Here is a 23359-nt window from a genome sequence, read left to right as displayed (position 1 = left end):
TACGCCCCTAGCCGCCGAAAACGCGAGCGCTGCCGCAATCTACTACAAGACCATGACGGCGGCCGGCGCGAGCATCTCGTCGCGGTGCGGGCCCAGCGACGGGTTGCCTGGCCCGACCTTAAGGCGGAGTATTTCGTCGTCAGCCAGAGTGAACCCCTGCTTCGCCTGGGCGGTGCTGTGAGGCATGCTATTCGGCAACTTCACTATCTCACCGTCGCCGCCCAGGCAGGCAGCTTTAGGCGTGCCGCAGAGCTGTGCGATGTTGACCAGTCGAACGTCAGCCGGGCCCTCAAGCAGCTCGAGGATCATCTTGGCGTGTCGCTGTTCGAGCGGAGCCGCTGCGGTGTGCGGCTAACCCCGGCGGGAGAGCAGTTCCTGGCCGAGATTGCGCCGGCGCTAGAACAATTTGAGTCGGCAAGGCGCTCGGCTCGTGCGATGCGCCGCGCTGAAACGGGCCTGGTGCGCATCGGCATTCTGACCTCGCTGGCTGGAGGATTTCTGCGCCAACTGGTCCAAGCCTATACCGAGCAGCACCCGCGGGTCAGGCTCGATCTGCGCGACGGCGGCCGGCGCGAGCACATCGCGGCGGTCCGCGCTCAACGATTGGATGCCGCCATCATTACCGGTTCAGATCCCGTTCCAGGATGCGAAATGCGCGAGCTCTGGCGCGAACGCGTCCATGTCGCGCTTTGGGAAGACCACCCGCTTGCAGGAAGGCCGAAGCTCGACTGGTCTGATCTCAAGGGGGAGCACTTCATCGTCAGCCGGAACGAGCCTGGGCCAGAAGTGCATGACTATATCGTCCGTCGGTCGGCCGATTACAGCACCTATCCCGACATCGAAGACAAGCTGGCCCTGCAAGACACGCTGATGAACCTCGTCAGCATTGGTCAGGGAATCACGCTGGTTTCGGCGGCGTGGACGGCCGTCAATGTTCCAGGCCTGGTGTTACGACCGCTCACCGACCAAGCCGATATCGTGCCGTTCAGCGTCGTCTGGTCGGCAGCGAATGACAATCCAGCCTTCCTTAGCTTGCTGAAGACAGCCCAACTGCTCGCAACCAGCAGATGCGGATCGTCGCAGAACGAGACGATCCTGGAGATCTAGAGCCACGCCTATGACTCCGAGGGGGCTATCTTTTGCGCCCCTTGACCCCTGCGGGCCTTGGCGAACCCGCGATCAGTCTGGATGAATCGCGCCAGCATCGGCGCGATCAGCTTCGACGGATCGCTGATGTCCTGTCTGTTCTGGCGAGCGAGGACTTCTGCGTAGGCCACGAGATCGCGATGAAGCGCCGCTGGCAGTTCGATCGTCACCTTCACAGGCTTCTCGTCGATAAGCGGTCCGAGCTTGAGTTTCGCCATCAAGATCCTCCGTAGGGTTCGAGCACCAGATCGCGGGTTACGATTACCCTCACGGGAAAGCCCGGTCGGATCGTCAGCGTTGGTGCGATGTTGAGCTGACGCCTGACGATCTGCTGGCCGGCGTCATTGATGGTGTCCTGGCCACCGTTGCGGATCGCCTGGATAAGACGGTCATCATTGTCCACGGCGAGTTCGGCGCCAACGCCGAGCAGCGTCGAAAGCCCGGCAGCTTTAGCAAGATCCCACCAATGGTAATCGACGCCATCCTGCAGGCCGGCATAGCCCTCGGCATCGGCGCCAGGCTGACGCTCGAGAACGATTGAGCGGCCATTCGGGAAGATCAGTCTGTTCCAGACGAGCAGAACGCGGCTCTGCCCGAACTGCACGTTGTTGTCGTACTGGCCGATGACACGCGTGCCCTGCGGCACGAGGAGGATGCGGCCGGTCGGGCTATCATAGATGTTCTCGGTGACCTGCGCGGTGATCTGGCCTGGAAGATCGGACCGGATGCCGGTGATCAGCGCAGCGGAAATCACGGCTCCCGCCTGAAGGATGTTGGGCGAGGCTGGTGCCGCAACCCTGTCGGGCGCAACGGTCCTGCGATCGGCGGCCGCATTGAGGAAGGCGTTCTGACGGTCCTGCGCAGAAGGTGTCGCCGGAGGAGGCGTTAAACTGAGGCTGGTCAGGTCGGGCACCGGCGGAGGTGCGATAGCCGATGCTGGTGTTCCCGCTCCGGCGCGTGTCTCGGTTCCGGAAAAGAGTCTGCTCGTCCGCGCCGTTTCGATTTCCTGAAGGCGGCGCTGTTCCTCCGGACTAATGCCGGAATTCGGGGCGGCGACATTCGGCGTCGGCACCGGCTGTCCACGGTCCTGGGCGCTGACGATGGGGCGACCGAGATCGCCTGGCAGCGGCGGACCCAAGCGCGGCACACCGCTGTAGTCGCGCGGAAGACCGGCGAGGCCATCGGCGGTCGAGCGGTTTTCCGTCGAATAGAGTTCCTCGTTAGGGCGCCCGCCGTCGCGGGTCTGGAGCGCGTAGATGAGCGCGCCGCCAAGTCCGACGCTGGCGACCAAACCGACGCCGGCGAGAACCTTCCGCGACAAGCGGGTCACGCGCGGCGGTTCTGCGCGCAGCCGCATCGGCGCGGCGCTGGCCGGCTCGCCGGTCAGCGGCTGCGCATCGTCGTCCGTCACTTCCTCATTCCGGGGCGGGTTCTCGCTCACGACGACGGCCTCCCATCGGTGCGGGTGATCCGGACGCGCCGCTGGCGATCACCGGAACCGAAGCGCAGCTCGGCGGCGGCGAAGAGCCGATCGACGATCATGTGGTGCCCGCGCACGCGGTAGTTCACCAGTTCGGAGGTGTTGCCCTCGGGGCCAACCACGAAGAGCGGCGGCATCTCGCCCTGGCCTATGGCGCGCGGGAATTCGATGAAGACCTGACGGCCATCGTCGAAGGCGCGCAGCGGCCGCCACGGCGCGCGGTCACCGTCGATCGCGTAGCGGAAGTTGACATTCGCGAGGTCGACGCCGGATGCGACCGGCTGCGCGGCCTGCGCCTCAGCGTTCTGGCGACGCAGCGCGATAAGCTGGTCCTGCGGATACTGCCAGGACACCGAGGCCATATAGGTCCGCTCGGTGGAGCGAAGCTCCATGTGGTAGGTGCGCAGATTAGTGTTGATGACTAGGTTCGTCATCAGGTCGGGCCGCGTTGGCTTCACCAGGATATGGATCTGCCGCGTCGCCCCCGATCCGCTCTCGGTGTCGCCGATGATCCAGCGGACCGTGTCGCCGGCGGCGACCGGTCCGGCGCCGACGAGCTGCTCACCGGGCTGCAACGCGATGTCAGTGATCTGCCCGACGGCGGTGTAGACCTGATAGAGCGCCCCTTGCGTGAAAGGGTAAACCTGCATCGAATTGATGAAACCGTCGCGCACGGGCTGGATGCGCGCAGCGGCATTGGCCTGGTTCACTCGCGCAGTCGGATCTGTCGGCTCGGGCGCGCGCCGCGAAGCCTCGACGCGTTGCAACTGGCCGGGCAGCGGCAGCGGGCGCGGCAGCTCGACCACGGTGACCGGCGCAGGCGGATCGACGGTCTGCACGGCGGGAGCCGCGTTGTCGTAGGAGATCTCGGGCGGCGGGTTGGTGGTGGCGCAGCCGGCGAGCGCTGTTGTCGCCAGCAGGACCATCGGGATTGCGGCTCTGCGGAGAGCCAGGAATACGAGTATGCGTGAAGCCGGGTTTCCGGCTTTACGGAAAGACGGCTTCATTGCCCAAGCTCCCGTGACCAGTTGATGGCGTTGACGTAGATGCCGAGCGGGTTCGCCCTCAACCGATCGGCGTTGCGGGGGACCTGCACGACGATCGTCAGGATCGCGGTCCAGCGCGTGGTCTCGGCGAGTTGGCCGTTCTCGTAGCGGCGCTCGACCCAGGCGACGCGGAAACTGTCCGGAGAGGCGCGGATGACGCTGGAGACGTCGACGGCGACCTGCTGGCGGCCAACCTTCGCGAACGGGTCGTTCGAGCGGGCATAGTCGTTCAGCGCCATCGCGCCGCGGTCGGTCGTGAAGTCGTAGGCGCGAAGCCAGTTCTGACGAACGATGATCGCGTCGGCCGGAATGCTGCGGACCTGCTCGATGAAGCGCGCCAAGTGGAAAGCGATCTGCGGATCGGTCGGACGGTAGTTCGCCTCGGCCGGCGCAACCGCTTGCGCCTGACCGAGCCGATCGACCTGCACCACCCACGGCACGATGGTTCCGCGCGCCGACTGCACCACGAGCGCGGTGGCGAACCCGCCCGAGATGATCAGGGAGCCGAACGCCACGAGACGCCAGTTCCGGGCCTGCACGCGTGAGGCGCCGATGCGCTCGTCCCAGACCTGGGTGGCGCGTTGATACGGCGTTTCCGGCTCGGGGGCTTTGCCGTAGTGGGTGGAGGGTCGTTTGAACATTAGCGATCGCCTTCGGACAGGTTGACGGAAGAGCCGCCGCCGTGGGCGTCGCCGGAGCGGACGGCATGTGCCGTAGCCTGGACGGCATGGGTCATGCGTTGGGAGCGCCGCATCCGCTGCGCCCAGGCGGGCGGGCCGCCGGCGCTTGCAGGCGCCGCGCCGTCGGCAGCGGCGTCGCCAGCGGTCGAGCCCATGGTGGATGAGCCGCCTGTGGCCTCGAATGCGGCCTTGCCGCCAGCATTGAAGCTGGAGCGCATGCTTTCGGCGGCACGCGACGCAGCGCGGCGGAGCGGCGAGACAGCGGCACTGCCGCCTGCGCGGGCGACACCGCCGAGGCCGGAAGCAACCCCGGCCGCGCCGGATTGGCCGGCTGCGCCGAGGCTGTAGGCGGTGGATGCACCTCCCGCGACGGCTGCGCCGCCGCGAGCGGCTGCGGCCGCACCGCCGGCCAGGGCTGCGCCGCCGGATGCGGCGGCGCCGACGAGGCCAGCCCCTGCCGCGACCATGCCGCCAGCGGCGAGCCCCGTTCCGACCGCGGCGCCCGCGCTGAGCTGCGGGCCGCCGGAGACAATGCCACTGGCGATGCCAGGACCAAAAATGCCGAGGCCGAGCAGCGAGAGTGCGGCGAGCACGATCGCCATAGCCTCGTCGATTGTGGGCGTCGCGCCGCCGAAGCCAGAGGTGAACTCGGAGAAGAGCGTCGAGCCGATGCCGATGATGACGGCGAGCACCAGCACCTTGATGCCGGACGAGATGACGTTGCCGAGCACGCGCTCCGCCATGAAGGCGGACTTGCCGAAAAGGCCGAAGGGGATCAGCACGAAGCCGGCGAGCGTCGTCAGCTTGAACTCGATAAGTGTGACGAAGAGCTGGATGGCGAGGATGAAGAAGGCGAGCAGGACCAGCGCCCAGGCGAGGAACATGCAGGCGATCTGGATGAAGTTCTCGAAGAACGACCAATAGCCCATCAGGTTGGAGATGGAATCGAGCAGCGGCCGGCCGGCGTCGAGGCCCGTCTGCGCGACCTTTCCTGGGCGCATGAGATCAGCGGTCGAGAAGCCGGTGCCGCTCGCCTTCAGGCCGAGGCCGGCGAAGCTCTCGAAGACGATCCGGGCGAGGTTGTTCCAGTTGCCGATGATGTAGGCGAAGACGCCGACGAACAGGGTCTTCTTGACCAGCCGCGCCATGATGTCGTCGTCGGCGCCCCAGCTCCAGAACAGCGCCGCGAGCGTCACGTCGATGACGATCAGCGTCGTGGCGATGAAGGCGACCTCGCCGCTGAGCAGGCCGAAGCCGCTGTCGATGTAGCGGGTGAAGACCTCGAGGAAGTGGTCGATGACGCCGGTGCCGCCCATGATGTTATCGCGCCTCGTCGAGCTGCGGAGTGTTCGGCGCGGCGGGTGTCGCGGTCGGCGCGTCGGTCCGCTGCGATGGAGCGGTGAGGCCATCGCGCGGTGCGGGCGGCATGTCCGGCAACCGCTCGGCGGGACGGGCGCCGGGCGCGAGGAAGCGCTGGCGGTTCTCCGCCCAGGCACGGCGGCATTCCGGATCGCGCGGCCCCTCTTCGCCGAGCGCCTGGCAGCGGATCAATGCCTCCCGCAGGGGATCGGCCGGCGCCTCTGCGGCGCGGCCGGACGGCCAGGTCTCGGGCGGCTCCTCTTTCCGGGTCATCTCGATCGCGGTCGCGGTGATCGCGACCGCGACGAACACGACAGCGCCCAGGCGCGCGAGCATCTTCCCGTCCATCGCCGTGCACTCAGTTGCCGTTCGGGAACATGCGGGCGTTGCCGGGTTGGTAGCCGCTGCCCGGTGTGAGGAAGCGGCGGCGCTGTTCGCGCCCTTGCTCGGCCGCGGCAGCCCGCTCGGCCTCGGAGAGGCTCTGGGCGCGGCCATTGGCGGCGACGACGGCGGTCAGATCGGCGAGCTGCTGCGCCTGGAGCGCCAGGAGCTGATTGCCGGCCTGCGTCGCCTGCAACGCGCCCGTCGCACCCTGGCTCTGGCCGACCAGCGCCGACATCTCGCTGCGATTGGTGTCGATATTGCCGACGACGCCGGCCTGGACACGCATGGCGTCCTGCAAGCCGCCGACGGTGTTCTGCCAGCGCTCGCGCGCCTGCGTGACGAGCGCCTGATCGGAGGCGGACATGGAGGCGTTGCCGTAGGTGGTCTGGAACGCACGGTCGATCTGCTGGACGTTGAGGGCGATGCCCTGCGCCTGTTGCAGAAGCTGCTGCGTGCGCTGGACGGACTGCTGGAGCTGCTGAAGCGAGGAGTATGGCAAGCTCGCCAGGTTGCGGGCCTGATTGATCAGCATGGTCGCTTCATTCTGAAGCTGGGTGATCTGCTGATTGACCTGCTGGAGCGTGCGCGCCGCCGTCAGCACGTTTTGCGCATAGTTGGTCGGGTCGTAGACGATCCACTGCGCGGCGGCCGGCGGCGTGAGGACAGGAGACAGAGCAAGAGCGGCCGCAAGAATTGCGGCCGTCATGCGCAGCGTGCGTGCGCGGCTTTGAAGGGAACGGGTCATGGGCGTACCTCCGGTTGGTTTTGGGGGATGACATTGGTGAGGCCGGCGATGAGGTCGGCAGCCCAGTCGAGCCGGTTCGCCGCGAGCCACTCGCGCAGGAACCCGTCCGTGCCGCTGCGGGCATGAACGTCGGCGATCATCGCCTGATGCTGTTTGGATGAGGCCGCACACAGCGCCAGGGCCACGTCCGACAGGCCCAGCTCGAACAGGCGATTGCCCCGCCGCGACTGGCAGTAATAGTCGCGCTTGGGCATGGCCCGCGCGAGGATCTCGATCTGGCGGTCATTGAGACCGAAGCGGCGGTAGATGGCGGTGATCTGCGGCTCGATCGCGCGCTCGTTGGGGAGCAGGATGCGCGTCTGGCAGCTCTCGATGATGGCCGGCGCGATCGCCGAGCCGTCTATGTCGGACAGCGATTGGGTGGCGAAGATGACGCTCGCGTTCTTCTTGCGCAGCGTCTTAAGCCATTCGCGGAGCTGGCCGGCAAACCCTTCGTCGTCGAGGGCGAGCCAGCCTTCATCGACGATCAGGAGCGTCGGCCGGCCGTCGAGGCGGTCCTCGATGCGATGGAAGAGATAAGCGAGCACGGCGGCGGCCGCGCCGGTGCCGATGAGCCCCTCGGTCTCGAAGGCCTGGACGTTCGCCTCGCCGAGATGTTCGGACTCCGCGTCGAGCAGCCGGCCATAGGGACCGCCGACGCAATAGGGTCGCAGCGCCTGCTTCAGGTCGTTGGACTGGAGCAGCACGGACAGGCCGGTCAGCGTGCGCTCCGCGACGGGCGCGGATGCCAGCGAGGTCAGGGCCGACCAGAGATGCTCCTTGACCTCGGGCGTGACCGGCACGCTCTCGCGGGAGAGGATTGCGATCAGCCAGTCGGAGGCCCAGGCGCGCTCGGCGACGTCGTCGATGCGGGCGAGCGGCTGGAGCGACACGCTGTCGTCGGCGCCTTCCGTCAATCCGCCACCGAGATCATGCCAGTCGCCGCGCATGGCCAGCGCCGCGGCGCGGATCGATCCGCCGAAGTCGAAGGCGAAGACCTGGGATTGCGGATAGCGCCGGAACTGAAGCGCCATCAGCGCCAGCAGCACGGATTTGCCGGCGCCGGTCGGCCCCACGATCAGCGTATGGCCGACGTCGCCGACGTGGATGGAAAGCCGGAACGGGGTCGAGCCCTCTGTTCTGCCGTAAAGCAGTGGGGGTGCATCGAAGTGCTCGTCCCGTTCCGGTCCCGCCCACACCGCCGACAGCGGGATCATGTGAGCGAGATTCAATGTGCTGATGGGCGGCTGGCGGACATTGGCGTAGACGTGGCCGGGCAGCGAGCCCAGCCAGGCGTCCACGGCATTGATGGTCTCGGCCATCGCCGTGAAGTCGCGGCCCTGGATGACCTTCTCCACCAGCCGCAGCTTCTCGGCGGCAATGCGGGGGTCATTATCCCAGACCGTGATCGTCGCCGTCACATAGGCCTGGCCGGCATAGTCAGCGCCCAGCTCCTGCAGCGCCATGTCGGCGTCGGCCGCCTTGTTGGCCGCGTCGGTGTCGACGAGCGCCGAAGCCTCGTTGGTCATGATCTCCTTGAGGATGGAGGCGATAGACTTGCGCTTGGCGAACCACTGCCGCCGGATCTTGGTCACCAGCTTGGTGGCGTCGGTCTTGTCGAGCAGGATGGCGCGCGTCGACCAGCGATAGGGAAAGGCGAGCCGGTTCAGTTCGTCGAGGACGCCGGGCGTGGTCGCGGACGGGAAACCGACGATGGTAAGGATGCGCAGGTTCGTGTCGCCCAGACGCGGCTCGAGCCCGCCGGTGAGTGGTTGATCGGCGAGCAGCGCGTCGAGATACATCGGCGTCTCGGGAACGCGGACGCGGTGCCGCTTCGTCGAGATGGTCGAGTGCAGATAGGTGAGCGTCTCGGCGTCATCGAGCCAGGCGCATTCCGGCATGAAGGCGTCGATGAGGTTGAGAATGCGGTCGGTGCGATCGATGAAGCCGCGCAGGATCTCATGCGCATCGACGCCGGTGTGATCGCGGCCCTCGTAGAGCCAGGTCTCGGCACGCGCCGCGTCCTCGGCCGGCGGCAGGTACAGGAAGGTGAGGAAGTAGCTGGATTCGAAATGCGCGCCGGCTTCCTCGAAGTCGGCTTTGCGTTCGGCGTCGACCAGCGCGGAAGCGCTGTCGGCGAACATGCTAGTCGGATAGGTCGCGGCGCCATGGCGCTGCGCCTCGACGAAGATCGCCCAGCCTGAGCCGAGGCGACGGAAGGCATTGTTCAGCCGGCCGGCGACGGCGACCAGCTCGGCCGGCACGGCGCTGTCGAGATCTGGGCCACGGAAGCGCGTGGTGCGCTGCAAGCTGCCATCCTTGTTGAGGACGACGCCTTCGCCGGCGAGCGCGGCCCATGGCAGGAAGTCGGCAAGCCGGGTGTTGCGGTTGCGATACTCGGCAAGGTTCATCATCGCCCCGCTCCTCAGACCGACAGGTGACCGGGGATGCGCAGATGCTTGCGCACGACGTCGACGAACTGCGGATCGCGCTTGGCTGCCCAGACGGCGGCGAAGTGGCCGAGAGCCCAAAGGCCCAGGCCGACCAGCCAGAGGCGAAGGCCGAGGCCGAGCGCTGCGGCCAGTGTCCCGTTGAGAATGGCGATCGAGCGCGGGGCGCCGCCGAGCAGGATGTGCTCGGTCAGCGCCCGGTGGACGGGCACGGAAAAGCCCGGAACCTCGCCGCCATGATCCGCGCCGTCGGTCATCAGACGAGCGCCCCCCCGCCGAACGAGAAGAACGACAGGAAGAAGCTCGACGCGGCGAAGGCGATCGACAGGCCGAACACGATCTGGATCAGGCGGCGTGCGCCGCCTGACGTATCGCCGAAGGCGAGCGTCAGGCCGGTGATGATGATGATCATCACGGCAATGATCTTGGCGACCGGCCCCTCGATGGATTCGAGGATCGACTGAAGCGGCGCTTCCCAGGGCATCGACGAGCCGGACGCATGGGCGGCTGGTGCGAGGGCGAGCGTCAGGAAGGTGACGGACACCGCCGTGGCGATGTGGCGGCGAATGCGCAAAGCATGCTTGATCATGACGGGTCTCCTGTGAGGGGCTGGCTTGCGAGGGTGACGCGGTAGTCGCCGTCGGGGCCGAGGCCCTCGATGCGGGCGAGTTCGGCGAGGCGGCGCGAGGCGCCGCGGCCGGAGAGCACTGCGACCAGATCGATTGTCTCGGCGATCAGCGCGCGCGGGACGGTGACGACAGCTTCCTGGATGAGCTGCTCCATGCGGCGCAATGCGCCGATCGCGGTGCCGGCGTGGATGGTGCCGACGCCGCCAGGGTGGCCGGTGCCCCAGGCCTTGAGCAGGTCGAGCGCCTCGGCGCCGCGCACCTCGCCGATCGGAATGCGGTCGGGGCGCAGGCGCAGCGATGACCGGACGAGATCGGAGAGCGAGGCGACGCCGTCCTTGGTCCGCATGGCGACGAGATTGGGCGCCGCGCATTGCAGCTCGCGGGTGTCCTCGATCAGGACGACGCGATCCGAGGTCTTGGAGACTTCGGCCAGCAGCGCGTTGGTGAGGGTGGTCTTGCCGGTAGAGGTGCCGCCGGCGACGAGAATGTTGCGCCGATCGGCGACGGCCTGACGTAGGATCTCGGCCTGCTCGGCCGACATGACGCCCGTCCAGACGTAGTCGTCGAGCGTAAAGACGGCGACGGCAGGCTTGCGGATGGCGAAGGCCGGGGCGGACACGACGGGGGGCAACAGCCCCTCGAACCGCTCCCCCGTTTCGGGCAGCTCGGCCGAGACGCGTGGGGCGCCGGGATGGACCTCGGCGCCGACATGGTGCGCGACGAGGCGGATGATCCGCTCACCATCGGCTGGCGACATTAGCTCACCGGTATCGGAAAGCCCTTCGGAGAGACGGTCGACCCAGAGCCGCCCATCGGGGTTGAGCATCACCTCGACGATCGCGGCGTCGTCCAGAAACCGGGCGATGGCGGGGCCGAGCGCGGTGCGCAGCATGCGCGCGCCGCGAAGATTCGCCTCGGATTTCTGGTGAGTTGACGCCACGTCGTCCCCGTTCTCTTGCGGGTCCGCGAAGTGCGGCCCTGGATCGGGGATGAGTAGAAGAGACAGAAATTATGGTCTGACAACAACCATCATGTGGTCGTCGTACCGTGGCGTACAAAGACAGGGAAACGGCGGAACGCGGGAATACTTGCGCCTTACGCCGTCGTGATTAATCCGCGTCGCGCGCGGGCGCGATGTCTTCCGAAATCTCCTGCCTGAGCTTTGGTCCCTGCGCGAGTCGGCGGCCGAGCGCGGTCACGAAGGCCTCGTAGCGCTCCCCCGCCTTGGCGCGTGCTGCGATCTGGGCCGGTTCCGGCAGCGGCGGGTTGGAGGTCAGCCAGAAGCGGATGAACACGGCGAGCGTTTCGACCGATATGCCAAGGTCGCGCTCCATGCGTGCCATGCGGCGGTCGAGCTGATCGAGCCGCTTTGTCGTCGCCGCTTCCTGCCGTTCCGCGGCGTCTGGCGAGAGGAAAGACGCGATACCGGCCTCGGCAACTAGCGACAGCGAGAGATCGCGTCGCGCTGCATGGGCGGCGAGCGCCTTCATGACGTCCGGGTCGACGTAGACCGACAGCCTTTGCTTCTTGGGAGGTTTCGTCACCGGCTCCTCCTACAATTCGATGCCGTCGCCCGGATCGAGCGAGGCTTGGCGCGCGACCTGGCGCATCGTCTGCGTCATGCGGCTGAGGCGGGCGGCATCTTCGTCGACGTCATCACGGGAATCGATCTCGAATTCGTTTTCGATGACGGGCTTTCGCTCGACGGTCTTGGTGCGGCTCAGCTCGGGCTGATGGCGGCGCTCGGAATCCGTCGGATCGTCATCGGCCGCATCATCCACGGCGACAGGCGTGTTCAGCACCGGCCGTTCGGGCAAAGCCAGCGTGCTCCAATCGTCTGCCCTGGCGCTCGCCGGTTTGGTCAGGCCGGGCGGCGTCAGGATGCGCTCCTGAAATCTCCGATCCTCATAGTAGCGGGCCTTCTTCGCGCGTATCGGCGGAATGCCGGCAACCATGACGATCTCGTCGGAGGGCGGGAGCTGCATGATCTCGCCGGGCGTCAGCAATTGCCGGGCGGTCTCCGAGCGCGACACCATCAAGTGGCCGAGCCAGGGAGAGAGGCGGTGACCGGCATAGTTCTTCATCGCCTTCATCTCGGTGGCGGTGCCGAGCGCATCCGAAACGCGTTTGGCGGTCCGCTCGTCATTGGTCGCGAAGCTGACCCGGACGTGGCAGTTGTCGAGGATCGAGTTGTTCGGCCCGTAAGCCTTTTCGATCTGGTTCAGCGATTGCGCGATGAGGAATGCTTTCAGGCCGTAACCCGCCATGAACGCCAGGGCGCTCTCGAAGAAGTCGAGGCGGCCGAGCGCGGGAAACTCGTCGAGCATGAGCAGCAGCCGATAGCGGTTTCCCTTCGCCTGCAGGTCCTCGGTCAACCGCCGGCCGACCTGATTGAGGATCAGGCGGATCAGCGGCTTGGTCCGGTTGATGTCGGAGGGCGGCACAACGAGGTAGAGGGTGGTCGGATGCTTGCCACCGACCATGTCGGCGATGCGCAAGTCGCAGCGGCGCGTCACCTCGGCGACGACGGGATCGCGATACAGACCGAGAAACGACATCGCGGTGGACAGCACGCCGGACCGCTCGTTGTCCGATTTGTTGAGCAACTCGCGGGCCGCGCTGGCGATTACCGGGTGCGGACCGGCCTCGCCGAGATGTGCGGTCTTCATCATCGCCGCGAGGGTCGACTCGATCGGGCGCTTCGGATCCGACAGGAAGGCGGCGACGCCGGCCAAGGTCTTGTCGACCTCGGCATAGAGGACGTGCAGGATCGCGCCGACCAGAAGCGCGTGCGACGTCTTCTCCCAGTGGTTCCGCTTTTCGAGCGAACCTTCCGGGTCGACCAGGATGTCGGCGATGTTCTGCACGTCACGGACTTCCCATTCGCCGCGGCGCACCTCGAGCAGCGGATTATAGGCTGCCGACTTGGCATTGGTCGGATCGAACAACAGCACGCGGCCGTGCCGGGCGCGATAGCCGGCGGTCAGCGTCCAGTTCTCGCCCTTGATGTCGTGAACGATCGCCGAGCCCGGCCAGGTCAGGAGCGAGGGCACGACCAGGCCCACGCCCTTGCCGGAACGTGTTGGCGCGAAACACAGGACATGCTCCGGACCGTCATGGCGAAGATACTCGCGCTCATGCTTGCCGAGGACGACGCCGTCAGGACCGAGGAGGCCGGCGGCCTTCACCTCTTCAGGCCGCGCCCAGCGGGCCGAGCCGTAGGTCTCCACGTTCTTCGCTTCGCGTGCCCGCCACACGGACATGCCAATGGCAACTGCGATGGAGATGAAGCCGCCCGACGCGGCGATATAGGCGCCCTCGATGAAGATCGGCGGGGCGTAGGCGTCGTAGAAATACCACCACCAGAAGAAGGCCGGCGGATAGTAGATCGGCCAGCCCGCCAGCTCGAACCAGGGCTGCCCGAGCTGTGGCTGGAAGCCGAGCCGGTAGGCCGTCCATTGTGTCGCGCCCCAGGTCGTCATCAGCACGATCAGGAAGACGGTGAGGATCTGGCCCCAGAGGATTTTCGTCGCCGGCATGGCGGGCACTCCTTTCTTGATTGGGCTACATGCCGAGGCCGCGATTGCGGCCGAAGCTCCAGTCGACGCCGCCGGGGCCGCGCGATACGCCTGAGACGTGCTGACCGAGCTGGCGTTCGAGGGACGGAGACCAGGGCACGAGCTGGAAGCCGAGGCCGTCGTCGATCATGGCGAAGCGGCCCGAGGCGAGCGCGAAGCGCTGCCGGTAAGTGCCCGCCACATACTCGCCCGTTCCGGCCTTTGTGAACGGACGCCCGGTTTCGGCGGCAAGCTTCTCGCCCAGAGCTTCCACCTCACGCTGGCGCAACTGGTCGATCAGCCCCGGCGCAAAACTGACACCGCGCGACTGCCGCTCGGCGAGGCCCCGGCTGACGAGATGGTCGGCACGCCGGTCCATCGCCTGACGCACCTCCGCGCCGAAGCCGCCACCTCCAAGCGCGACGGGGTCGCGGGCGATCGCCTGCCGGTCGAGCCACGTAGCGCCGGCCGCACTGACCTGCCGTTCGATGTCGAGATCGGAGCGGACGGCGAGCGCCACGCGGCGCCGACCCTGCGCGTCATCGAACTTGCGCAGCTCGACGATCGAGCCTTGCGCGCTGTCGCCAGCGGCATCGAGGTCGGGAAGTTTGATGTGGTGAGTGCGCCCGTCCGTGCCGTCGACCACGGCATAGGCCGTGCCCTTCAGCTCATCGTCGAGACCACGATCAACGAGCCGACCAACGATAGGATCGTTGAGGCTCTCGCCGGCGAGCACATAGCTCGCGGCGCCACGCTCGATGCCGCGTTCCGTCAGGCCGCGGTGAATGCGCTTGATGATGTCGCCACGCTCGCCGAGCGCGCGCAGCGTCGCCTCGGCATTCTCGGACACGACCCATTGGCCCGGTCCGATCTGATCGGCGAGGCCGAGCGTCTCCAGCTTGCGCAGCCGGCCGACCTTCATCGCGTGGAATTCGTCGGGCTGGCGGTCCGGGCGCGGAGCGAGATCGACGACGCCGGTGCGATAGCTGTCGCGGGCGAGCTGGCGATCGAGATTGGTCCAGCGCTCCGCCTCGATCTGCCGTTCGAGATTGCGGCGGATCTCGTGATCCGTGCGCGGTCCCAGCTCCTGGGTGACGAGATCCTGCGCGCGGGCGCGCATGCCTTCCTTGATGTAGTCGCGGGAGATGACGAGGTCCTGGCCGTCGTCGGTCCGCCCCCGCAGGATGATATGGACATGCGGATTGTCGGTGTTCCAGTGATCAACGCCGACCCAGTCGAGCTTGGTGCCGAGGTCTTTCTCCATCTGCCCCATCAGCTCGCGGGCATAGGTCTTGAGGTCGGACATCTCGGTCGCGTCCTCAGGCGACACGATGAAGCGGAAGTGATGCCGGTCGTCCTGGGTGCGCTCGGCGAAGGCCTTCGGATCGGCGTCCTCGGTCTCGGGGCCGAACAGGTGGGCCTTCTCGCCATCCCGGGTGACGCCCTCGCGACGAAGATAGCTGAGGTGGGCGGAAAGCGGCGCGGCCCGCGCCGTATGGCGGACAACGCGGGTCTTAATGACCGTGTTGCGTGATCGGCTGGTCAGCAGCCGGTTGGCCTGCACGGTCGCGCGCTGACCACGCCCGAACCGCGAGCGGTTGCCCGAGCTGATCTTGCCGGAGCGCGAGACGCTGCCGCCGGCGCGTTGCGCGGCCGCCAGCGCTTGCGCGATGAAAGGCCGCGCCGCTTGAGCCCGGGTGGAGCGGATGCGGCCAGGCCGGATGCGGAAATCGTCCTCTCCGCTCATGGCCGAAGCCCCGCACATCGCGCAAAGCCGAGGAAAATCCCGAATAAATTGCGAGAGCGCAGGCTGCGCCGATCAGGCGCACCTCGCGCAAATGCTCTGTAAGCCCCTGAAAAGACACGACCGCACCAAGCCGCACCTCGCGCGCTTTTATCTCGCCATCGTGCGGTTGTGCTGACTGCTCCCCCTCTCCGGACCGCCATTTGCCCGCCAGAGCACGCCACAATGCGAACGGGTGCGAACGCGGTCATCGCGGGCCACCAGGGACATTGCGCGCAACGAAAAGGCCATCGGTGCGCGAAGCCGCCGGGCCTTGATCGCTCGCCGGTGTAGCCGCGGTGACGTCACCGGGCGCACCTTCGGACTGCGCTGGCGCGGCAGGTCCACTGCCAGACGACTGCACCACGAAGAGCGGCGCGCGCGTCCAGGCGAGCGGATCGGCGGCCGCTACCACGACAGGGCCGGCGAGTTCACCGCCACCGACAATGGGGGCGAGCGTCGCGACATAGGCGCGCGTTTCGGCCGGCAATGGTCGACCGGCGAGATACTCTTCGTAGCGGCCGGGACCGGCATTGTAGGCCGCCAGGAAGCCGGGCGATCCGTAGCGGTCGTGCATTTCGCGCAGATAGGCGGCGCCCGCCAGAATATTGTCGCGCGGATCGTAGGGGTTGCCGCCGAGCCGATGGCGGACGCGCAGGTCGGCCCATGTGGCGGGCATGATCTGCATCAGGCCCATCGCGCCCGCCGACGAGATGGCGCGCACGTCGCCAGCGCTTTCGACACGCATGACGGCGCGAATCCATGCTTCTGGGACGCCGAACCTCTGCGCGGCCTCGGTGATGAAAGCGCCATAGGGATCACTGGGCGACGGCCGCTCGGCGGGCGCCTGCTGTGCGCCGGCCGGGTTGGCCCCCGGTGCGGCGAGGATCAGGCCGGAAAGGAGAAGGAGGGCTGCACGTCGGAGGGTGATCCTTCTTCGGACGACAGGCTGATGGGGCGCGGCGGGCATCGTTCAGTCCCGCTCGCCGCGCTTCGGCGGGCGATTCCAGTGCAGGCCCCAGGCGGATTTGTCGTCGGCCGACTGGAACAGGTTGGCGCGGATCGGATGTTCGAAGGTCGGATCGTCGAGCTGCAGCGAGACGTATTCGCCGGCCTTCTCGCCGGTACGTTTCCAGCCCGCGCCGATCTCCGCGCCGGTCTCGTTGCTCATGGTGTCGAGCACATGTACGCGGTAGTCCGGCGCGTTCTCGGCTTCGGACGGCTCGGCCGCTACGATGATGATGTCCTGATGCAGCGACAGCGTCATCAGGTGGCCGATGAAGCCATCATTCTCGCGCATGAATTGACCGATCACGGGCATGGGTCGTCTCCTTCAGATGCGGTGGACTGGTCATGGGCGCGCCGTCACCGCGTCGGCGCGCGCCAGACGAAGCGGCCATCGCCGTCCTCGTCGGTGTAGAGAGGGGTGGCCCGGCCGATCACGGCGGTGGCCGGAAGCGGGCCGAAATAGCGACCGTCGAGGCTGTCGCGGACCTGCCAGTTCATCAGGAACAGCTCGCCATTCGCGACCAATCGGCAGCCCTGCCAGATCGGGAGCGGACGGCCGCGACGATCGTGGTCGAGAGCGTCGCCCATCGGCACGCCGTCGACGGTGATGGCGAGCCCGGTGCGGCAAACCCGCTGTTCCGGGAGCGCGGCGACGCGCTTCAAAAGCGGCACGCCACGCGGCAGGTAGCCGCCATCGGACAGGAAGGTGGCGAGCGGTTCGGGGGCATCCACCGCGACCAGATCGGTCACGGCGACCGGCCCAGGTTCGTCGATCGTGTAGAGGCCGACCGGCGTGCTGGCGGAGGCGTTCCAGATCAGCTTCGGCGCGAACGATGCCACGGAGGCAATGCCGAGAAGCGACACGGCCGCCGTCGTGACGATGGCATAGGAGAGCCGGGTCATGCGCCGATCTCCCGACGCAGGAGAAAGGCGCGATGCTGCCGAAGGCCATAAGCGCGCGGCGTTTCGCCGACGGTCATCCGGTTATGGACGTGGCGCCAATGGTCGGGCGAAACCTCGATCGGATCGATGCCGCGCGCCTCAATGGCGTCGATGAGCTGGAGCACGCGCTCCACCTTCGGCCATCCATCGACATGCAGCAGAACCTCTGCGCCGGGCGTGACCGTCGGGACGGTCTGGCACGCTGCGTCGCGCTCGACCGTGCGCAGGATGTCGACCCGCGAGAGAACGGTGCCGTGCTCGTTCGCTGCCCAGCGCACCAGCGCGAGGACGCTGCCGGGAGGGAAGAAGAGGATGCGCCGGCGGCGGTCGAGGATCTGCTCGCGCCGCTCGCGGCCGAAGCGGACCCAGTGCTCCGTCTGCTTCTCGATCCAGACGAGTTCGACCTCAGTGAACGCATCTGGCGGCAGCTCGGCGGCAGCACGGCCGACACGCATTGGCGCGGCGATAAAGCCGGTCATTGTCCTTCTCCTGACGGGGATGGGAATTCGCGCTCGAACAGCGCGCGCAGCATGTCGGCGACGGTCTGGCCGCGCTGGAAGGCCGCGATCTTGATGCGGCCGCGCATGTCGGCGGTGACGTCGATCGTCAGCCGGGCCGAGAAGTCCTCGGCGGGCTGGGTACGGGAGGCCTGGCGTTCGGGCGCTTTGATCCAGTCTTCGGGATTGGCTGGACGCGCCGCAAAGCTGCGCTTCGGGGACCGCTCGCTCATGCGCCGATCCTCGCGACTTCCGCTGCGAGCGCGGCGATCTCGCGCGCGCCGGGGCAATCCTCGTCCTGCTCGGCGGCGAGCCGGCCGGTCTGCACGACATCGGCGAAGACGATGCGCTGGCCGATGGTGGTCGAGAGCAAGGGCGGGTCGTGATCCGCCAGCGTCTCGGCGGTCTCGCGCGCCAGAACCGTGCGGGCCGCGCAGCGGTTCAGCACGAAGCGGGCGGCGAGCTGCGGGCGATAGATGCGCGCCTCGCCGAGCAGCGCCAGCATTTCGGCGGAGGCCCAGCCGTCGAGCGGCGATGGCTGCACCGGGATCAGCACGAGATCGGCCGCGAGCAGCGCCGAGCGCATCAACCCGGCGACGCGCGGCGGACCGTCGATGACGACGTGGTCGGCGTCGCGGGCCAGCTCCGGCGCTTCACGATGGAGTGTGTCGCGGGCCAGCCCGACGACACCAAACAGCCGCTCCAGCCCCTCCCGGCTGCGCTGCTGCGACCAGTCGAGCGCCGAGCCTTGCGGATCGGCGTCGATCAGCGTGACATGCTGTCCACGGCGAGCCCATTCGCCGGCGAGGTGCAAGGCGAGTGTCGTCTTGCCGACGCCGCCCTTCTGGTTGAGCAGCGCGACGATCATGACGGTCTCCCGCGAAACGGGGACTCGTCCACAGCGGCCGAAAAACGCGGTCGCGTTAGAAAGATTCCGTAGGAATCTAGGTTAGATAAGTTACGGGGCTCGCAAGCTGCTGATTCAGCGCGAGGAATCGACGATTTCGGTCCCCGATAGCACGAGAGTCCGGTCCCCGATGGCACGATAGTGCCGGTCCCTGATAGCACGAGGCAATTCACAGCTTATCCCCAGGCTGAGGTTTGGACCGGCGACGTCGGCGCGGTATGCCGAGGGCATCCGGGTCGGTCGGTACGAAAGTGAGAATTTCGGGACCGCCGAGGCACTGCTCGATGGTCAGCCGGTAGCCAGGCAGCGGTTGGCGCCGGACGATGTCGCGCAGGTCGTAGGCGAAGTGTTTGAGCGGCGAGAGGCTGCCGGACTTGGCGTGGAGGTGCGGAAAATCGAAACTCCAGCCGAACTCCTGCCGGCCGCCGTGCTTGCGCACCAAGCGGTAGAGCCAGCGTTCCAGCCCGCCAGTCAGGCCGAAGTAATTCCGGTCGATGGTTAGAACGAGCGCGTCGTCGAGGACGGCGCGGTAGAACCAGTCCGGCAGGATTAGCTCGAGACCGAGAGGCCGGCCACGGTGGTCGGCGCGTTCCTTCCATTCATTGATCCAGGAAAACCGGTGCATCCGCCGTTCCGTCGGCTGGCGAATTGAGGTCGCCACCGTGGTCGACTGGAGCCGATCGAGCGCAGCCTTCAGCCGGTCGTAGTCGCGCAGCGACACGCCGCGTCCGATGAAGTTGAGGATCTCATAGGGGGTGGTCGCCATCAGGCGAGACGGTCGCAGGCCGAGGTCGCGCGCCTCGACGATCTGCGAGGCGGCCCAGATCAGGACGTCGGCGTCCCAGATCGTCGCCATCCCATGTTCGGCCACCGCTTCGACGCGGATGACAATCGAGCCGGCGCGGAAGTCGATCGGCGCCAGGCGCTTCGACTTGGCGAGCGAGAAGAACGGATAGGCCATCAGGTCCTGCGCATCGCGCGGCGCGAGATCGCCGGGCAGCGTCCGAAAGAGATCGAGCTGCTCGCGTTCGCTGCTGTGATGACGCGCCGACATGCCGGGACTCAGCGCGGGAAACGGGCGCCGACGCTGGCGGACGCGGACGGCTGGCGCTTCGCGGGCAGCACGGTGCCGCCGCGCGGATCGGAGGTCGAGGTGACGAGACCGCGATCCGCCCAGGCCTGGAGGTCATCGACGGAATAGACGACGCGGCCGCCGAGTTTGCGGTAGGTCGGGCCAGTCCCGTAGGTGCGGTGCTTTTCGAGGGTGCGCTCGGAAAGGCCGAGGAAGCGCGCCGCCTCCTGCGTTCTCAGGTAGCGTGGCGGTAAATTGGCGGCTCTTTCGGCCATGATCGCACCTCCGTGGTCTCGCGGGCGGCCGCTTCGAATAAGCGGCGGGTTGCGAGCACGGTGGCGCGAAGACGGCGCCCCGGACGATGTCGAAGTAAGATGCTAAAATCGACACACGAGTGGATATCAGCGATCCCGGCGTGGGCGGCGCAGCAGCGTCCGGTAGCCGCCGCGAACGAGCTTCATGCCGTCGCGGGCGAGACGGATGGTGGTCTCCCGGATCGGGTCGCCGACCCACGATGCTGCGTCAATCTTGTGCTGGGGGAAGAGATGCTCGGCGACGGTGCGGTAGATGGCGCCGCTCGCGCGCGCGTCGATCGCGCGCAGCATCTGGCGGGCGCGCTGACGTCTTTGTGGCGTCAGGCGTGGATCGGGCGGCACGCGCTTGCCGAACATCGCGTGCCAGAGGCGTTCAACCGCGGTCAGTCGGTCGGGCGTCAGTTCATCGAACATGATGAACGCGCCAAGAGGGCGGGCATCATCGACGCCGATCAGGGCGACGTCGTGGGGTTCGCCGCGCAGTACGAGCCGGATCAGACCAGGCTCATGCTCGATGATGGCGTGGGCGTGAAGATCCTCAACGCGGAGGCGGAGATGTCCCGCCGGGTTCGGTCCGACGGTGAACGGAAGTGTCGCGGGATCGGTTTGCGGGGTCCAGAAGATCGGCTGGATGAGCGCCGAGTTGCGAGGGTCGGCGACGAAATCGCAACCCCCATCGTTCAGCGAATTCCTGAGCGATCGCTTCGGTAAGCCGCCCGGTGGCTACCAAGTCACGGTATGCGTTCCGATAATCGGGGTTACGACGCAAGAACTCCCAGGCAAGATCGCCGGGGGTCAACTTATCGATATAGTCATAGGCGGCTTCAGACCGCCAACTTTCATCCTCGGACATTCTCCACTGCCTCCGCGTAAGGTTGTGCAACGCGAGTTTTGCAGTGGATACGATTCCGGGTTGAACGGAGCGCGGGAAGAACGAAGTGGCCGCAACGTGATGCGGTTTACGCATCACCTCAGTGCAGGCGGCCCTGGAGCAGCTCGCAAAAGCCGCTCTTCGTCATCCATTTCGCGCGATCGAGATGGCTGGTGTAGATGCGCTGAGCGCGCTCCGGTTCGGCCTTGGCATCGAGGCCGAAGAGGACTTCGACGACTTCACGCCAGTCGGCTTTTTCAGCGTCGGCATCCAGCAGCCGGACGTACAGCTTCAGATGCGCCTCGTCATAGGCGGTCAATGCCGCCCCGGCCGGCGGCTGATCAAGAAAATCGACTTTGGTCACAACATCCCCCGATCGCGAGATGTATCCAAACTGGAGGAGATTGTTAACCGTGTTCTGATCGGAACGATAACGCATGGCCTTGACGCGGGACGAGGTGGCAACGCCGCGACCTGTCGAACGTCAGGTATCCTTCTTCGCATCAACGAGCAGCACTCCCTTGCCCTGATCGGAGTTCAGGAAGACAATGCCGGCGCGTTCGAAAGCCCGTCTCACCTCATCGCGCGTGCTCTCAAAGACCTCGAGGCCACTGGTGGATTCGAGGCGTTTGAGCGCGGTCAATGAGACCCGGGCCTTGTCAGCGAGCGTCTCCTGTGTCCAACCCAGCAACGCACGTGCGGCCCGAAACTGTCGGGAGGTGATCATGCATGATCACCTCCCACACGGACCTACGCGTACGCCAAAACTACGACTATAATAGTCGTTCTTGGCAGCGTATTCCAGTCGGAAGTGCTTATTTGCTCTCTGTCAGGCGGCTGAGATCGCAGCTGATTCGGTCGCAGCAAAGCCGAGGCCCCGGCCTTCCGGTCGGGGCCTCGCGGGGGGCCTCAGTCGCCCCGGCGCCCGTTGGGACGGGACCAGATGAGCGAGAGGGTCTCGCCTTCCTCGTCGTCGAAGAGGTTAGCGTAGATCGGGGCGTTGAAGCTGGGATCGTCGAGCTTTAGGCCCAGATAGGCACGCCCTTCGTTGGAGGTCTTGGACCAGGCCGCGCCGATCTCGGCGCGGCCTACGAAGACGCGGTGGCTCGGGGCGTTCTCACCCGTAGCGCGGGCCTCGGGGACGATCCGGACATTCTTGGTCTGGACGCTGAGGGTAACGATTTCGCCGGTGAACTCGTTGTTGCCGGTCTTCTTGAAGGTGCCGATGGTCGCCATGGTAGTTCTCCTTGAACTCTGTTCCGAGCCCGCACCATTGCGGCCTCGATGGCGATCGAGAGGTCGGAGGCGATTGACGGCGCACCCCGCAGGGGCCTGACAGCAAAGGAGGGGCTTTCTTGCCTCGCGAGGAATGACGGCGCAGCCGGCAGGGGAAGAAAGTTTCGACGCCGCTGTTGCGGCATAGGCGATCGAGGCGCAGCCGACCTTCGGCCAGATCAGCCCATTTAAGAGGCCGTTTTGGAGCGGTCGACATGACAGAGACGCATCACAGGAGAACGTGGCAACCATACCGAACCGATGGACCGTAGCGACGCCTGACACCACGGGTCAAACCAGCTCCGCCAGACGCTACGTACCGCCGATTCCTGCCTGTCGCCCACGAGATCACCCCCGCCGGCCTTCGCACCGTCTGCGCGCTGTCACGGCATTGCCCCCGGCACCGTCACCGATGGCATGGCACGTCAGTTGGGTTAGCCGTCGATCCGGTCAGCGCGATTGCAACCGCGCCCGGCGACGTGGAAGGCGCGACCGCTAAGACATCAATTTACCATCCCGCCGCCGCCTGCACCGATGTCAGGTTTGCACGATGGCCTGCCCGGTTGGCCCGGGCGCGGCCATCGCTGTCACGCGGATCAGCGCCGTGGCGCCAACGGCGATTGCCCCGATGACAGAGAAGATGGGCTGCCAGATGTCGGAGGGCATGGTGTGTTTCACGATGCCATGCGTCGCGTGGTAGCCGGCGAGCGCCGCGGGCGCGACGAAGGCGAGTGCGATCGTGAGCCGTATCCAGAGCGGACGGATGAAGGCGAGCAGGAACTGGCCGAGGCCGAGCGTCACTGCGCCAGCGACAAGGCCGACAAGGATCGCCCCGAGCCAACCGGAGCCGGTCTGAAAGGCCCAAGTCCCGGCGCTGATGCCCGCGAAGAACGGCAGCGCGAAGACAGCCAGCGGTAAGCGCTCATTTCCACGCACCTTCACTGGCCGAAGGGAGTGGTGCAAAGGGTGTCCACCGATTGAAAGGGTGGACACCGATGGAAATTATGGGAGCGGACGGAGCGAAGCCACATGTGCTGTTTGTGGACCGGCAAGGGAACCATCATTATGATCGCGAATGGAAGAAGCAAGTTGTTGCCTTGGCCCTTGAACCCGGCGCTTCTTTATCGCGTGTTGCCATTGATCACGGGATTAATACCAACCTTGTGCGCAAATGG

Annotated in this window: 30 protein-coding genes; 2 read left to right on the top strand and 28 right to left on the bottom strand. The window is 66.5% G+C overall.

The genetic code is table 11. The annotated features are described in order from the left end of the window. Nucleotides 1-177: 177 nt before the first annotated feature. On the top strand, nucleotides 178-1107 hold the full coding sequence (locus ABE527_RS19770; protein ID WP_499698053.1) for a LysR family transcriptional regulator: 930 nt from the start codon (nucleotides 178-180) through the stop codon (nucleotides 1105-1107). An 8-nt stretch (nucleotides 1108-1115) separates the two neighbouring features. Here the strand turns inward: ABE527_RS19770 and ABE527_RS19765 are convergent, their stop codons facing one another. The 28 genes from ABE527_RS19765 to ABE527_RS19630 all read right to left on the bottom strand — a co-directional run bounded on the left by ABE527_RS19765 (nucleotide 1116) and on the right by ABE527_RS19630 (nucleotide 23120). Further along, the gene (locus ABE527_RS19765) at nucleotides 1116-1364 is read right to left on the bottom strand and encodes a DUF2274 domain-containing protein (RefSeq protein ID WP_499698052.1); all 249 of its coding nucleotides are present in this window, start codon (nucleotides 1362-1364) and stop codon (nucleotides 1116-1118) included. After that, nucleotides 1364-2587, bottom strand: coding sequence for a TraB/TrbI/VirB10 family type IV secretion system protein (locus tag ABE527_RS19760; protein ID WP_499698051.1), 1224 nt, complete (start codon nucleotides 2585-2587; stop codon nucleotides 1364-1366). Before ABE527_RS19760 ends, ABE527_RS19765 begins: the two co-directional genes overlap by 1 nt. Further along, nucleotides 2584-3633 carry a P-type conjugative transfer protein TrbG gene (gene trbG / locus ABE527_RS19755; protein WP_499698050.1) on the bottom strand — a complete coding sequence of 350 codons (1050 nt, stop codon included), beginning with the start codon at nucleotides 3631-3633 and terminating at the stop codon, nucleotides 2584-2586. Before trbG ends, ABE527_RS19760 begins: the two co-directional genes overlap by 4 nt. Continuing rightward, nucleotides 3630-4313, bottom strand: coding sequence for a conjugal transfer protein TrbF (gene trbF, locus ABE527_RS19750; protein ID WP_499698049.1), 684 nt, complete (start codon nucleotides 4311-4313; stop codon nucleotides 3630-3632). Before trbF ends, trbG begins: the two co-directional genes overlap by 4 nt. Then, nucleotides 4313-5668 carry a P-type conjugative transfer protein TrbL gene (gene trbL, locus ABE527_RS19745; RefSeq protein WP_499698048.1) on the bottom strand — a complete coding sequence of 452 codons (1356 nt, stop codon included), beginning with the start codon at nucleotides 5666-5668 and terminating at the stop codon, nucleotides 4313-4315. The genes trbF and trbL overlap by 1 nt, the downstream gene beginning before the upstream one ends. 4 nt (nucleotides 5669-5672) lie before the next feature. Further along, nucleotides 5673-6047 carry a putative entry exclusion protein TrbK-alt gene (gene trbK-alt, locus ABE527_RS19740; RefSeq protein WP_499698047.1) on the bottom strand — a complete coding sequence of 125 codons (375 nt, stop codon included), beginning with the start codon at nucleotides 6045-6047 and terminating at the stop codon, nucleotides 5673-5675. A gap of 22 nt (nucleotides 6048-6069) precedes the next feature. After that, nucleotides 6070-6840, bottom strand: a complete 771-nt coding sequence (trbJ, locus tag ABE527_RS19735; RefSeq protein ID WP_499698046.1) for a P-type conjugative transfer protein TrbJ — start codon at nucleotides 6838-6840, stop codon at nucleotides 6070-6072. Further along, on the bottom strand, nucleotides 6837-9293 hold the full coding sequence (gene trbE, locus ABE527_RS19730) for a conjugal transfer protein TrbE (protein WP_499698045.1): 2457 nt from the start codon (nucleotides 9291-9293) through the stop codon (nucleotides 6837-6839). The genes trbJ and trbE overlap by 4 nt, the downstream gene beginning before the upstream one ends. A gap of 11 nt (nucleotides 9294-9304) precedes the next feature. Then, on the bottom strand, nucleotides 9305-9586 hold the full coding sequence (locus ABE527_RS19725) for a VirB3 family type IV secretion system protein (protein ID WP_499698044.1): 282 nt from the start codon (nucleotides 9584-9586) through the stop codon (nucleotides 9305-9307). Beyond that, a complete protein-coding gene (locus ABE527_RS19720; protein WP_209159349.1) occupies nucleotides 9586-9918 on the bottom strand; it encodes a TrbC/VirB2 family type IV secretion system protein in 333 nt (110 codons plus the stop codon). Before ABE527_RS19720 ends, ABE527_RS19725 begins: the two co-directional genes overlap by 1 nt. After that, nucleotides 9915-10850 carry a P-type conjugative transfer ATPase TrbB gene (gene trbB, locus ABE527_RS19715; RefSeq protein WP_499698043.1) on the bottom strand — a complete coding sequence of 312 codons (936 nt, stop codon included), beginning with the start codon at nucleotides 10848-10850 and terminating at the stop codon, nucleotides 9915-9917. The genes ABE527_RS19720 and trbB overlap by 4 nt, the downstream gene beginning before the upstream one ends. 217 nt (nucleotides 10851-11067) lie before the next feature. Further along, on the bottom strand, nucleotides 11068-11502 hold the full coding sequence (locus ABE527_RS19710; RefSeq protein ID WP_499698042.1) for a CopG family transcriptional regulator: 435 nt from the start codon (nucleotides 11500-11502) through the stop codon (nucleotides 11068-11070). A 9-nt stretch (nucleotides 11503-11511) separates the two neighbouring features. Then, on the bottom strand, nucleotides 11512-13497 hold the full coding sequence (locus ABE527_RS19705; protein ID WP_499698041.1) for a conjugal transfer protein TraG: 1986 nt from the start codon (nucleotides 13495-13497) through the stop codon (nucleotides 11512-11514). Nucleotides 13498-13522: 25 nt separating this feature from the next. Continuing rightward, nucleotides 13523-15262 (bottom strand): relaxase/mobilization nuclease domain-containing protein, encoded by a 1740-nt coding sequence (locus ABE527_RS19700; RefSeq protein WP_499698040.1) that lies wholly within the window; start codon nucleotides 15260-15262, stop codon nucleotides 13523-13525. 244 nt (nucleotides 15263-15506) lie between these two features. After that, on the bottom strand, nucleotides 15507-16268 hold the full coding sequence (locus tag ABE527_RS19695) for a lytic transglycosylase domain-containing protein (protein WP_499698039.1): 762 nt from the start codon (nucleotides 16266-16268) through the stop codon (nucleotides 15507-15509). A 3-nt stretch (nucleotides 16269-16271) separates the two neighbouring features. Continuing rightward, the gene (locus tag ABE527_RS19690) at nucleotides 16272-16619 is read right to left on the bottom strand and encodes a DUF736 domain-containing protein (RefSeq protein ID WP_499698038.1); all 348 of its coding nucleotides are present in this window, start codon (nucleotides 16617-16619) and stop codon (nucleotides 16272-16274) included. 44 nt (nucleotides 16620-16663) lie between these two features. Then, the gene (locus ABE527_RS19685) at nucleotides 16664-17209 is read right to left on the bottom strand and encodes a S26 family signal peptidase (protein ID WP_499698037.1); all 546 of its coding nucleotides are present in this window, start codon (nucleotides 17207-17209) and stop codon (nucleotides 16664-16666) included. Then, nucleotides 17206-17727, bottom strand: a complete 522-nt coding sequence (locus tag ABE527_RS19680; RefSeq protein ID WP_499698036.1) for a DUF2840 domain-containing protein — start codon at nucleotides 17725-17727, stop codon at nucleotides 17206-17208. Before ABE527_RS19680 ends, ABE527_RS19685 begins: the two co-directional genes overlap by 4 nt. After that, complete coding sequence (locus tag ABE527_RS19675) at nucleotides 17724-17978, bottom strand: hypothetical protein (protein ID WP_499698035.1); 255 nt, start codon at nucleotides 17976-17978, stop codon at nucleotides 17724-17726. Before ABE527_RS19675 ends, ABE527_RS19680 begins: the two co-directional genes overlap by 4 nt. Beyond that, nucleotides 17975-18613 carry a ParA family partition ATPase gene (gene parA, locus ABE527_RS19670; protein ID WP_499698034.1) on the bottom strand — a complete coding sequence of 213 codons (639 nt, stop codon included), beginning with the start codon at nucleotides 18611-18613 and terminating at the stop codon, nucleotides 17975-17977. The genes ABE527_RS19675 and parA overlap by 4 nt, the downstream gene beginning before the upstream one ends. A gap of 208 nt (nucleotides 18614-18821) precedes the next feature. Continuing rightward, nucleotides 18822-19706 (bottom strand): replication initiator protein A, encoded by an 885-nt coding sequence (locus ABE527_RS19665; RefSeq protein ID WP_499698033.1) that lies wholly within the window; start codon nucleotides 19704-19706, stop codon nucleotides 18822-18824. Nucleotides 19707-19714: 8 nt separating this feature from the next. After that, the gene (locus ABE527_RS19660) at nucleotides 19715-19999 is read right to left on the bottom strand and encodes a helix-turn-helix transcriptional regulator (protein WP_499698032.1); all 285 of its coding nucleotides are present in this window, start codon (nucleotides 19997-19999) and stop codon (nucleotides 19715-19717) included. 126 nt (nucleotides 20000-20125) lie between these two features. Then, entirely contained in the window at nucleotides 20126-20452 is a 327-nt protein-coding gene (locus ABE527_RS19655; RefSeq protein ID WP_499698031.1) for a DUF2285 domain-containing protein, read from the bottom strand. A gap of 124 nt (nucleotides 20453-20576) precedes the next feature. Then, nucleotides 20577-20891, bottom strand: a complete 315-nt coding sequence (locus ABE527_RS19650) for a transcriptional regulator domain-containing protein (protein ID WP_499698030.1) — start codon at nucleotides 20889-20891, stop codon at nucleotides 20577-20579. Between the two features lie 118 nt (nucleotides 20892-21009). Continuing rightward, on the bottom strand, nucleotides 21010-21273 hold the full coding sequence (locus ABE527_RS19645; RefSeq protein ID WP_499698029.1) for a DUF2285 domain-containing protein: 264 nt from the start codon (nucleotides 21271-21273) through the stop codon (nucleotides 21010-21012). 120 nt (nucleotides 21274-21393) lie between these two features. Further along, entirely contained in the window at nucleotides 21394-21636 is a 243-nt protein-coding gene (locus tag ABE527_RS19640; protein WP_499698028.1) for a helix-turn-helix domain-containing protein, read from the bottom strand. A 182-nt stretch (nucleotides 21637-21818) separates the two neighbouring features. After that, the gene (locus ABE527_RS19635; protein ID WP_031310163.1) at nucleotides 21819-22145 is read right to left on the bottom strand and encodes a DUF736 domain-containing protein; all 327 of its coding nucleotides are present in this window, start codon (nucleotides 22143-22145) and stop codon (nucleotides 21819-21821) included. A 576-nt stretch (nucleotides 22146-22721) separates the two neighbouring features. Then, nucleotides 22722-23120: a hypothetical protein gene (locus tag ABE527_RS19630; RefSeq protein WP_499698027.1), complete on the bottom strand. Its 399-nt coding sequence runs from the start codon at nucleotides 23118-23120 to the stop codon at nucleotides 22722-22724. Nucleotides 23121-23179: 59 nt separating this feature from the next. Here ABE527_RS19630 and ABE527_RS19625 point away from each other — a divergent pair. Beyond that, the coding region (locus ABE527_RS19625) for a transposase (protein WP_499698026.1) at nucleotides 23180-23359 on the top strand (180 nt) is incomplete at its 3' end.

The sequence above is a fragment of the Brucella sp. TWI432 genome (genome assembly GCF_039674445.1).
Lineage (GTDB): Bacteria > Pseudomonadota > Alphaproteobacteria > Rhizobiales > Rhizobiaceae > Brucella > Brucella chromiisoli.
This window is presented reverse-complemented; position numbering and strand designations above follow the sequence as displayed.

Coding starts and splice junctions, on each gene's coding strand:
- ABE527_RS19695 (WP_499698039.1), bottom strand. CDS start 16,268: ATGCCCGCCGCGCCCCATCAGCCTGTCGTCCGAAGAAGGATCACCCTC.
- trbL (WP_499698048.1), bottom strand. CDS start 5,668: ATGGGCGGCACCGGCGTCATCGACCACTTCCTCGAGGTCTTCACCCGC.
- ABE527_RS19655 (WP_499698031.1), bottom strand. CDS start 20,452: ATGTTCGATGAACTGACGCCCGACCGACTGACCGCGGTTGAACGCCTC.
- parA (WP_499698034.1), bottom strand. CDS start 18,613: ATGATCGTCGCGCTGCTCAACCAGAAGGGCGGCGTCGGCAAGACGACA.
- ABE527_RS19720 (WP_209159349.1), bottom strand. CDS start 9,918: ATGATCAAGCATGCTTTGCGCATTCGCCGCCACATCGCCACGGCGGTG.
- ABE527_RS19675 (WP_499698035.1), bottom strand. CDS start 17,978: ATGAGCGAGCGGTCCCCGAAGCGCAGCTTTGCGGCGCGTCCAGCCAAT.
- trbF (WP_499698049.1), bottom strand. CDS start 4,313: ATGTTCAAACGACCCTCCACCCACTACGGCAAAGCCCCCGAGCCGGAA.
- trbJ (WP_499698046.1), bottom strand. CDS start 6,840: ATGACCCGTTCCCTTCAAAGCCGCGCACGCACGCTGCGCATGACGGCC.
- ABE527_RS19680 (WP_499698036.1), bottom strand. CDS start 17,727: ATGACCGGCTTTATCGCCGCGCCAATGCGTGTCGGCCGTGCTGCCGCC.
- trbG (WP_499698050.1), bottom strand. CDS start 3,633: ATGAAGCCGTCTTTCCGTAAAGCCGGAAACCCGGCTTCACGCATACTC.
- ABE527_RS19700 (WP_499698040.1), bottom strand. CDS start 15,262: ATGAGCGGAGAGGACGATTTCCGCATCCGGCCTGGCCGCATCCGCTCC.
- ABE527_RS19705 (WP_499698041.1), bottom strand. CDS start 13,497: ATGCCGGCGACGAAAATCCTCTGGGGCCAGATCCTCACCGTCTTCCTG.
- ABE527_RS19640 (WP_499698028.1), bottom strand. CDS start 21,636: ATGATCACCTCCCGACAGTTTCGGGCCGCACGTGCGTTGCTGGGTTGG.
- ABE527_RS19665 (WP_499698033.1), bottom strand. CDS start 19,706: ATGTCGGCGCGTCATCACAGCAGCGAACGCGAGCAGCTCGATCTCTTT.
- ABE527_RS19725 (WP_499698044.1), bottom strand. CDS start 9,586: ATGACCGACGGCGCGGATCATGGCGGCGAGGTTCCGGGCTTTTCCGTG.
- ABE527_RS19765 (WP_499698052.1), bottom strand. CDS start 1,364: ATGGCGAAACTCAAGCTCGGACCGCTTATCGACGAGAAGCCTGTGAAG.
- trbB (WP_499698043.1), bottom strand. CDS start 10,850: ATGCTGCGCACCGCGCTCGGCCCCGCCATCGCCCGGTTTCTGGACGAC.
- trbK-alt (WP_499698047.1), bottom strand. CDS start 6,047: ATGCTCGCGCGCCTGGGCGCTGTCGTGTTCGTCGCGGTCGCGATCACC.
- ABE527_RS19635 (WP_031310163.1), bottom strand. CDS start 22,145: ATGGCGACCATCGGCACCTTCAAGAAGACCGGCAACAACGAGTTCACC.
- ABE527_RS19690 (WP_499698038.1), bottom strand. CDS start 16,619: ATGCCCGTGATCGGTCAATTCATGCGCGAGAATGATGGCTTCATCGGC.
- ABE527_RS19685 (WP_499698037.1), bottom strand. CDS start 17,209: ATGACCCGGCTCTCCTATGCCATCGTCACGACGGCGGCCGTGTCGCTT.
- ABE527_RS19650 (WP_499698030.1), bottom strand. CDS start 20,891: ATGTCCGAGGATGAAAGTTGGCGGTCTGAAGCCGCCTATGACTATATC.
- trbE (WP_499698045.1), bottom strand. CDS start 9,293: ATGATGAACCTTGCCGAGTATCGCAACCGCAACACCCGGCTTGCCGAC.
- ABE527_RS19660 (WP_499698032.1), bottom strand. CDS start 19,999: ATGGCCGAAAGAGCCGCCAATTTACCGCCACGCTACCTGAGAACGCAG.